This is a genomic window from Candidatus Babeliales bacterium (genome assembly GCA_035288105.1).
Lineage (GTDB): Bacteria > Babelota > Babeliae > Babelales > Vermiphilaceae > SOIL31.
The window spans coordinates 1-7786 of record DATEAY010000067.1; the positions used below are offsets into that span (position 1 = coordinate 1).

The 7786-nt window shown below is 35.3% G+C and carries 13 protein-coding genes; 4 read left to right on the forward strand and 9 right to left on the reverse strand.

Annotation, left to right across the window (positions count from 1 at the left end; genetic code table 11):
* The coding region (locus tag VJJ26_03615; GenBank protein ID HLC07250.1) for a DUF4143 domain-containing protein at window positions 1-873 on the forward strand (873 nt) is incomplete at its 5' end.
* Window positions 874-879: 6 nt separating this feature from the next.
* Here the strand turns inward: VJJ26_03615 and VJJ26_03620 are convergent.
* Both VJJ26_03620 and VJJ26_03625 read right to left on the reverse strand, forming a co-directional pair.
* Window positions 880-1356 carry a hypothetical protein gene (locus VJJ26_03620; GenBank protein HLC07251.1) on the reverse strand — a complete coding sequence of 159 codons (477 nt, stop codon included), beginning with the start codon at window positions 1354-1356 and terminating at the stop codon, window positions 880-882.
* A 50-nt stretch (window positions 1357-1406) separates the two neighbouring features.
* Window positions 1407-1814 carry a hypothetical protein gene (locus tag VJJ26_03625; GenBank protein HLC07252.1) on the reverse strand — a complete coding sequence of 136 codons (408 nt, stop codon included), beginning with the start codon at window positions 1812-1814 and terminating at the stop codon, window positions 1407-1409.
* Between the two features lie 103 nt (window positions 1815-1917).
* Between VJJ26_03625 and VJJ26_03630 the strand changes: the two genes are divergently transcribed.
* A complete protein-coding gene (locus VJJ26_03630) occupies window positions 1918-2325 on the forward strand; it encodes a nucleoside triphosphate pyrophosphohydrolase (GenBank protein HLC07253.1) in 408 nt (135 codons plus the stop codon).
* 39 nt (window positions 2326-2364) lie between these two features.
* Here the strand turns inward: VJJ26_03630 and VJJ26_03635 are convergent, their stop codons facing one another.
* Entirely contained in the window at window positions 2365-2985 is a 621-nt protein-coding gene (locus VJJ26_03635) for a hypothetical protein (GenBank protein HLC07254.1), read from the reverse strand.
* On the reverse strand, window positions 2982-3485 hold the full coding sequence (locus tag VJJ26_03640) for a hypothetical protein (protein HLC07255.1): 504 nt from the start codon (window positions 3483-3485) through the stop codon (window positions 2982-2984). Before VJJ26_03640 ends, VJJ26_03635 begins: the two co-directional genes overlap by 4 nt.
* Here VJJ26_03640 and VJJ26_03645 point away from each other — a divergent pair.
* On the forward strand, window positions 3480-3668 hold the full coding sequence (locus VJJ26_03645) for a hypothetical protein (GenBank protein ID HLC07256.1): 189 nt from the start codon (window positions 3480-3482) through the stop codon (window positions 3666-3668). The genes VJJ26_03640 and VJJ26_03645 overlap by 6 nt on opposite strands.
* Before the next feature lie 74 nt (window positions 3669-3742).
* On the opposite strand, the gene VJJ26_03650 is transcribed toward VJJ26_03645, so the two are convergent.
* From VJJ26_03650 to VJJ26_03665, 4 genes are read right to left on the reverse strand one after another with little or no spacing between them, the layout of a single operon-like run.
* Window positions 3743-4135 carry a hypothetical protein gene (locus tag VJJ26_03650; GenBank protein HLC07257.1) on the reverse strand — a complete coding sequence of 131 codons (393 nt, stop codon included), beginning with the start codon at window positions 4133-4135 and terminating at the stop codon, window positions 3743-3745.
* An 18-nt stretch (window positions 4136-4153) separates the two neighbouring features.
* On the reverse strand, window positions 4154-4771 hold the full coding sequence (locus VJJ26_03655; protein HLC07258.1) for a hypothetical protein: 618 nt from the start codon (window positions 4769-4771) through the stop codon (window positions 4154-4156).
* A 24-nt stretch (window positions 4772-4795) separates the two neighbouring features.
* Window positions 4796-5593: a DUF2608 domain-containing protein gene (locus tag VJJ26_03660; GenBank protein HLC07259.1), complete on the reverse strand. Its 798-nt coding sequence runs from the start codon at window positions 5591-5593 to the stop codon at window positions 4796-4798.
* The gene (locus VJJ26_03665; protein ID HLC07260.1) at window positions 5593-7080 is read right to left on the reverse strand and encodes a S41 family peptidase; all 1488 of its coding nucleotides are present in this window, start codon (window positions 7078-7080) and stop codon (window positions 5593-5595) included. The genes VJJ26_03660 and VJJ26_03665 overlap by 1 nt, the downstream gene beginning before the upstream one ends.
* Before the next feature lie 191 nt (window positions 7081-7271).
* Between VJJ26_03665 and VJJ26_03670 the strand changes: the two genes are divergently transcribed.
* Complete coding sequence (locus VJJ26_03670) at window positions 7272-7556, forward strand: septum formation initiator family protein (protein HLC07261.1); 285 nt, start codon at window positions 7272-7274, stop codon at window positions 7554-7556.
* A gap of 39 nt (window positions 7557-7595) precedes the next feature.
* On the opposite strand, the gene VJJ26_03675 is transcribed toward VJJ26_03670, so the two are convergent.
* A partial coding sequence (locus tag VJJ26_03675) for a hypothetical protein (protein ID HLC07262.1) occupies window positions 7596-7786 on the reverse strand: 191 nt, incomplete at its 5' end.

The following is a 7786-nucleotide window of genomic DNA, read 5'->3' on the forward strand; positions in this document are numbered from 1 at the left end:
AAAGAGCTACTTGCACACACAGGCATGGACCCAATAAGTGACATAGTTCATACTAAATTACTGAGCATACTTGGTGAATATCTTGCCATTGGAGGAATGCCAGAAGCTGTCAGATGTTGGCAAAAAACAAAGGACACTTTGGGATGTCCAAGATTTCATAAATCCATTGTTTCTGCATATCGGCAGGATTTTGGCAAATATGCCAAACGACTTCAAATAAAATATGTTGAGCTTCTTTTTGAACATATTCCACTGCAACTGGGCCAGCGATTTAAATATACTGTTATTGAAGGGGAATTTAGAAAACGGGAACTTGCTCCTGCGCTCGATCTTCTGGTAACTGCTGGTGTTGCTCAAAAGGTTTATGCTTCAGCCGGGCAGGGAATTCCGCTCGGGGCGCAAATTGATCCGCTCGATTATAAAGTAATTTTTCTTGATGTTGCTCTTTCTCAAACAATGCTTGGGCTACAAACTGCAGGTTGGTATATAAATCCACTTACTGAATTTGTTAACAAAGGGGCATTGGTTGAAGCGTTTGTCGGACAAGAAATGCTGACCTGTCTCGATCCTTCAAGTAAGCCTGTTCTTTATTATTGGCATAGAGAAGCACGCGGCAGTAATGCTGAAATTGATTATCTTGTGCAACAGGAAGGGTATGTTATACCTGTTGAAGTAAAAAGCGGTGAAGGTCGCACTCTTAAAAGTATTCAAATGTTTCTTGAATCTCATCAAAAATCACCTTACGGTATTCGATTTTCTGTGCAAAACTATTCTGAATACAACAAAATACGTTCGTATCCACTATATGCTGTGTTCCAATTAGGTATGTGGAATAGCGAATTACGTAAAGCTATTGAAGCATTATTTCGTTAATAACTTTTAATTGTTTATTTTTAATGCGTTTACTGCTGTGATAAGAGCTTCTTTGTTATAAAAAAGGGCAACTACTTTTAGAGCTCCGTCCTCGTAATACGTAACAGCTGTTGTACAATGGTCAATATTCCAATCCATTTTGTTGAGAGGATTGCTGCTTTTAAAAAACATCTTGGTTGCTCGTATTTGTTGTTCCATAGAAAACACTTCATAGGACAATTTTGAACCATCGTCTTCATAACAATAGTGTTTGATACGAAATGGTTTTTGTCTTTTATTATTCCCAGAATAAATATCTGTAATCTCGAACTGATGGTCGTGAATGCGTTGTTGCAGAATACTTTTGCCTTCTGAAATAGCTTTATTCAGTAGCATGAGTGTATCAATATGGCCTATGTTGGCATTGTTTTCCATACACTGTACATTAAAATGTAATACAGTTGTGCCGGTGAATATAAAAAAATAAATGAGCATGTTTTTCATGGTGTGAGACCTTATGTAGTAAAATTAGTAACTATTGAACAAACAATATATTATTCGTTGGCGTGACCTTTTCCTTTGTTTAAAAAATTTTCTGGAAATGTTGCTTGTAATTGTTTTTCCAAAACATTTAATGTATCTACATCGAGGTGTTCATTATGGCCGCTCATATACGCGACAACTATATCATTCTGTTTTTCCAATAGAGTGCCCTGTTTGTCCAAGAGGCGTGCAAAATTTCCATTTCTATTCCAAAGGTCTTCCAAAAAAGCGGCGGTTTTTTCCTGTGTTAAATCTTTTTTAGGAGTATTAAATATATTCCCTGGTGGCAATTGAAAAAAAGGTGTTGTTTGGTATCCTCTTATATATTTCTGCGTGCGTAAAACATGTTTAAGCATACAAAATGTAGTGCTGCTAGAAAGCGTACAAGCAATAAAACTGAAGGCGATAATTTTTCTCATGATATCCCTTTTTTTATAAACATTTATTTTATGATGCAATATAATATAAAAAAAATGAGAGCGCGAATTTTTACAAGACAACTTTTTACCACAAGGATGATTAATGCTTAAATTTTTACAAAATAAATTATGGCGCGATAAAATGCCAGATATAAAGCGTGCAGTAGGGTCCATTGTGCATGTTAAAGAGCTTGATGATGCTGAGTATGCTCTTCAATTGCGTGTCAAATTAACAGAAGAAACAGCAGAAGTTTGTGTGGCTCCATCCAAAAATGAATTGGTAGAAGAGTTGGCAGATGTGTTGGAAGTTATTGATGCATTGTGCGCGTTGCATAATATTTCAGCAGAAGATGTGCATGCAGTGCAAACAAAAAAGCGCGAAGAAAAGGGTGGTTTTTATCAGCGCGCATTTGTTACTATAGCAGAGCATCCAACAGGTAGTGGCGGTGAACTTTATTGCCGTGCACAGCCTGATAAATATCCAGAAATAGTAGAAAAAGACACCAAATAAAAATTGGTGTCTTTTTCTATATAATTGATTTATAAATATTTATTTTTTTTCTGCTTGCCATTTCGCTTCATTTTCTTCGATAATTCTTATAATATGCTGTGCTTGCTCAAGCCACTGTAAAGCTTTTTCTTTTGATAACATTGCAATCAAATACGGTTTATATGTTTTAATCCATTCTTCATAAGGAATATAGTTGGGCTCTTCTTCTGGTTCGCAGTACATGTAAGGGTAAAAGGGCGTTACTTCGAAAATGATAGAACCATCGGGTTTGTTGTATATCCACGACATTAAGCACAAATTGTCTTCATGAGCTTCCCATAATTTATATTTATATCCTACCCAACTGATTACACCGCTGGGAAAAGTGTATTGAGTTACTTTTGTTTCATCAATGTGATATTCGTGTACCAAGTAACCAATATCTTGATTGATTGATTGATCTAATCGTAATTTATTATTCAGGGATTGGTTGAGGAGTTCTACCAAATCCAGCATGTCGTGATAGATTGTCTTTTTAGAGAGAGAAACTTTGTGGTTGTTAGATAATAATACAATATTTTCCTGATAAATGGGTCCTAGCCATTCAACTGGATCTTGTAAAGGGATGACAATTTTTGCTTGATTGTTGATGAGAAAAATTACGTTATATGAATTATTCATAATAAAGATTTTTCGATGATTTGTTTGATTATTTTTCCTGATTTTTTTACAAAACCATGTTTAATCAAAATATTTTTTATAGTGTTTTCTAATTGTTCCCATGGAACAATGTAGCCATGATATTGACCTGGTGAAGTATATTTGAGAATTACGAAATTATTGCCTTCAATAGCGATTCTTTCTTTTCCTTCTGTGGGCCGCGAATAATCGAGGCAGTGTTGACCGTCATTAGGACATTTGCTTTTGTTGCCACGTGCATTTTTATGATGATATGGAGCATCTTTATAAATACCATGAGGGTGTTCATCATTGTTTGTTTTGTTTTTGTCGTTATTTGGATCATTGGGATCTTGCCAGCCTCCACCACCAAATCCACTCGCAGTTCCCCAATTTTCCGATGTTTCTGTAGTGTATCGATGATTTTTTGCTATTTTGAAGTGGCTGATGCTTCTCAATATCCGATTGCATTTAATAAACAAGGAACTTATATCATTATGCATGGTATTGGTTATAATCCCTTTCATGGTTTGGCGAATGAAGAGCTCAAAAATCCTGTTTTACACCATATGATTGTTCCACTTACCATTGCTATACCAAGTACATCTCCAGATAAAAAAACATTACAACATTATTGTGTACAAAAAATGATTTGCAAACACATTATGCAACAGCACGGCAAATAGATTAATGAAAAAAGCACCGGAAGAAAATTGGTGCTTTTTTTTGTTATTACCAACCGTGTGTAAATATTAATGAATTATTCGTTTGCGAACAATTTGTTTGGTTTGAGAACTCCTTGCTTGAACTGTTGCGAAAGGCACGATGTTATCGGGTTGTCGGTAATAGGTTCTTCATCATCGCTTAAAGATATTTTACAACGTTCAGCAATAATGGTTTGATTCTTTTGTAATGCTTGAATCTGAGCTGCTTGCTCGGATACAATTCTTTTTAAATTATGTATTGGAATCTCAGGATCGTCTCCTGAATATATATATCCACTGTTGCACTGTCTCTGTGGTTGTCGAATTTTGAGCAAAAAAACACTCCGTTTGTTAGGGGTCAGTCTGTGTAGTCGATGAAGCATGCATGCAGTGTTTGCAGAAATTGTGACTATACAAGTGAATAGATATACAATATTCATTTTTTTCATAGTATATTTCCCTCTAATTTAATTTACTTGTTTACTATTTATTGCTTCTTCAAGACGTACTTTGTTCTGTTTAATTATTTCCTGTAAGTCTTTTTTATTTGTTATATCGGATTTTATGTCCACAACATTCTTATCTTTTCCGTCTTGCCAGTAGTAACGAGTACAGCTACCAAGATAATTGGTTGGTTGATTAGTATAGCAATAGTGACCGTCAATTGTTTCCATTTCAGTTGGAATGTATCCATTTTTTGATTCTATTAAGGATATTTTGTGAAAAATTGCCACGGTAAGAGGATCGGCGTTTGTTTCTGTTTTACAAAATGTAGCGTGTATTCTGAGAATAACTGGTACTTTGATTCGTGATATGTTGTGAGCAGATGATGATCGTAGTACATTTGGTTGCGATGGATGTAAACTAGGTTCCGAATGAGATCGTGTTGTACTTTGCTGAGATGGATCTGAAATATTTTTTGGTGATGATGAATCTTCCACTGCTTTTTCAATGGCATTCAAACCACGGAATCCAATTTCTCTTAAGACGAGAGATTTTTCAAGATGATTTAATGAGCCGTGATGCATTGCATAAAGAACATTTGGTACTAGAGAAATGATTACGAGAGTGTAAAAAAACTTCATACAGTCGGCTCCTTTTTGGTCAGACTAATTACTAGTTTTATTTTTTGTTCTCAACATGCGCCATTGAGCCTCAGCTTTTGTAGGATCAAAATTTGTTACGCGTTCATCACAGCCCGAATAACGGATGCCTACAAATAGTATATTATATTGTTCTAATGCTTTTTCCACTGATAACAAATATTTCATTTTATCATCAATAAATATTATTTTTTCTGGATAATAACTCATGTGTTCAAAGAAGTACTTTAGAACTTCACCTTTATCGTTGTTGCCCCCAAATAAAATGCTTTGTTTATAAAAACAAGGATATGACATGGGAAGTACCAAATCATCCTGACTTATATCAGGAATTAAAAAATGAACATCAATGTTTTCTAATTGTTCAAGTGTTCTTTCTGCAACAAAAAGACTCCGTGTGGTAAGTGCCATCACGTGAATTTTATGAGCAATTAATTGCGCTATAAGAAAAGGAACAATACATTCAGTTGGCTCTAGTGGAACATTAAATTGTGCATAGTAAGTAACTGGCAGTGCATAATATACAGAGGTAATGTAATCGTAGCCCTCAGCCATTTTTTTATTTACTAAATAACAAAACCATTCATCACTGCTGAGTTCTTCTGTTGGACGTGCAAGAGTGTTATCAATATCAAAAATAACAAGTGTTCCTGGTGTAATATAATCAATTACTGTTTCTAGTTTGTCGCTTTCTATGATAAGACCATAGGCATTTGAAAAGAAAAATAAAATTAGGATGATTCGAGCGCTTTGATCCTTCAACAAGTTCAGGATGAGCGCGGGGAAGTTACGTTTTTTAAACATTATATCTTAACCTCCTCAATTTCGAGTTTATCACTACTGATATGATTTTGTTTAAGATATGAAAGAGCATCAGCTCTGGTTTTGACAAGTGCTGGTGTGTATGTTTGTGCGGTGTGCAATGTACTAATAAGCGAAATGCAATCGCGCAGTTGATTGTCATTTTGGAGCATTTCTTTTGCACGATCGTAGCGTCTGCTACCATCTTTTTTTGTTGGAGCTTCTTTTTTATCTTTTTTTTCTTTAGGCATTGGAATGCCTTCTTTGGTCACTTTTATATAATTATCAAGCGTTTCTTCTCGGCCAAAATTTTTAGTAAACCATTGCATTTGCTCTGTGGGAGGTGTGGTTCGTTCAATCATAAAATCTGGTTCTATTCCTGTTCCTTGGATTGTAGTGTTATCAGGTAAAAAATAAAGGCAGGTTGTTATTTTGAGTGCACAGTTGTTACTTATGGGAATAACTTCTTGTACAGATCCTTTACCAAATGTTTTTGTACCAACAAGAAACACTAAATAATCATTTGTTAAGTCAGAATTTATTGTAAGGCATCCGGCAAGAATCTCTCCCGCTGAAGCAGTATAGTTGTTGATAAGAATAAAAATAGGTAAATTATTTTTTACGATAGGATTTCTTCTTGTGGTATAACGTTCAATTTCTTGAGCATTTTTGTCTTTTGTGAGCGTAACAAGACTACCTTTTTTGAGAAACAACCCTGCAATATCAACTGCTGCGGTGAGTAATCCGCCTGAATTATTACGAAGATCAAGAATTAATCCTTTATGATTTTGTTCCTGTGATTTTTTGAGTAAAGCTTCAATTTGTTTAACTGCAGAATCACTAAACATGCTGAGCGAAATATAAGAAATGTTATGACTTTTTATATGAAAGCTCAGTGAATGTTGTTCTTTGACTACATCACGCACAATATCAAATGAAAGTAAATCTGGACTGTTTTCGCGCATTACTTTTACTTTGACAGTTGAGTGGCGTTCACCTTTAAGCATGGAAACTATTTTTTCTGTAGAGAGGCCTTCAAGGAGTTCTCCATTTATTTCTACAATTTTATCCATTGGTTGAACGCCAACTTTATCTGCAGGACCGTCGGGAATTGTGTCGACAATAGTTAAATGTTTATCTTTTGTTTTTCTCATATTATCAATGACAATACCAACACCATAAAATTCACCGCGTGTTGTTTCTTGCATCTCAAGATATGTTTTTGGATCTAAAAAATTTGAGTGAGCATCAAGAGAATTAATAAAGCCGTCAATGGCTTTGATCATGTTTTCCTGTGGATTGGTGATGGCATAGTGTTTTTTATGTGCGATGTCCATTGCTTGCGCAAAGGTGCGTGACCAGTTAAATATTGTTTCATCAAAGGTTTCATCACTTATTGCAGCAGTAGGTTGTGAGGTGCTGTTCTGCGCTGCTAGGGGAATAAGAAGGGAAATTATAAGAGCGGTAAAAATGGCATGTATGTTTTTCATTCCAACTCCTTTTTTTTAACCCAATCTACGCTATTGCTAGGTTAAACTAGCGAATACAAAGAGGATATGTGCATGGGCCAACAATAGTGGCTTATGCTATAGTAAAAGCGAAATATTGTAACTTAAGTCAATAAAATTGAATAATAGAGGGGGATATTGGTTATCAAAAAGAAAATAAAAAGGGGGAGACAATGGTACGAGTAAAAAAAATGTTTATGAAAGTGTTGTTGGTTGTTGAAATGGCAGCTTTTGGACATTTGTACTTTTTTGGCAATAACGGCATCAAGGCCTTACAAAATCAAAAAGTTGTAGTTGTTGATTTGGAAAAAAATATTACTCAACTGAACGATGAGGTTATACAGTTAGAACAAGAAATGCATGTGTGGCAGACTGATGATTTTTACAAAGAAAAAATTGCTCGCGAACAGTTGCAGATGGCACGCAAGGGTGATGAGCTTTTTTATATAGGTACATAACCCCATGTTTCATTTCATTACACACGGGGACCCCTCTATTTAAATTGTTTTGCCTATTTTTTTTCCGTTCGCTTGACCCCTGTTACGTAAAAACTTCACAGGGAACCCCTTATCAGATTTTCTGCTTGTTCTTTTCCCGCTCGTCCTGAGTGTTTTTATCTCTGATAAAAATGTATCGAAGGATGGCGAAGTAGGGAGTGTTTTTGCTTGCAAAAATGTATCGAAGGGTG

Coding starts and splice junctions, on each gene's coding strand:
- VJJ26_03670 (HLC07261.1), top strand. CDS start 7,272: ATGGTACGAGTAAAAAAAATGTTTATGAAAGTGTTGTTGGTTGTTGAA.
- VJJ26_03625 (HLC07252.1), bottom strand. CDS start 1,814: ATGAGAAAAATTATCGCCTTCAGTTTTATTGCTTGTACGCTTTCTAGC.
- VJJ26_03620 (HLC07251.1), bottom strand. CDS start 1,356: ATGAAAAACATGCTCATTTATTTTTTTATATTCACCGGCACAACTGTA.
- VJJ26_03660 (HLC07259.1), bottom strand. CDS start 5,593: ATGTTTAAAAAACGTAACTTCCCCGCGCTCATCCTGAACTTGTTGAAG.
- VJJ26_03665 (HLC07260.1), bottom strand. CDS start 7,080: ATGAAAAACATACATGCCATTTTTACCGCTCTTATAATTTCCCTTCTT.
- VJJ26_03640 (HLC07255.1), bottom strand. CDS start 3,485: ATGCATAATGATATAAGTTCCTTGTTTATTAAATGCAATCGGATATTG.
- VJJ26_03630 (HLC07253.1), top strand. CDS start 1,918: ATGCTTAAATTTTTACAAAATAAATTATGGCGCGATAAAATGCCAGAT.
- VJJ26_03645 (HLC07256.1), top strand. CDS start 3,480: ATGCATGGTATTGGTTATAATCCCTTTCATGGTTTGGCGAATGAAGAG.
- VJJ26_03650 (HLC07257.1), bottom strand. CDS start 4,135: ATGAAAAAAATGAATATTGTATATCTATTCACTTGTATAGTCACAATT.
- VJJ26_03655 (HLC07258.1), bottom strand. CDS start 4,771: ATGAAGTTTTTTTACACTCTCGTAATCATTTCTCTAGTACCAAATGTT.
- VJJ26_03635 (HLC07254.1), bottom strand. CDS start 2,985: ATGAATAATTCATATAACGTAATTTTTCTCATCAACAATCAAGCAAAA.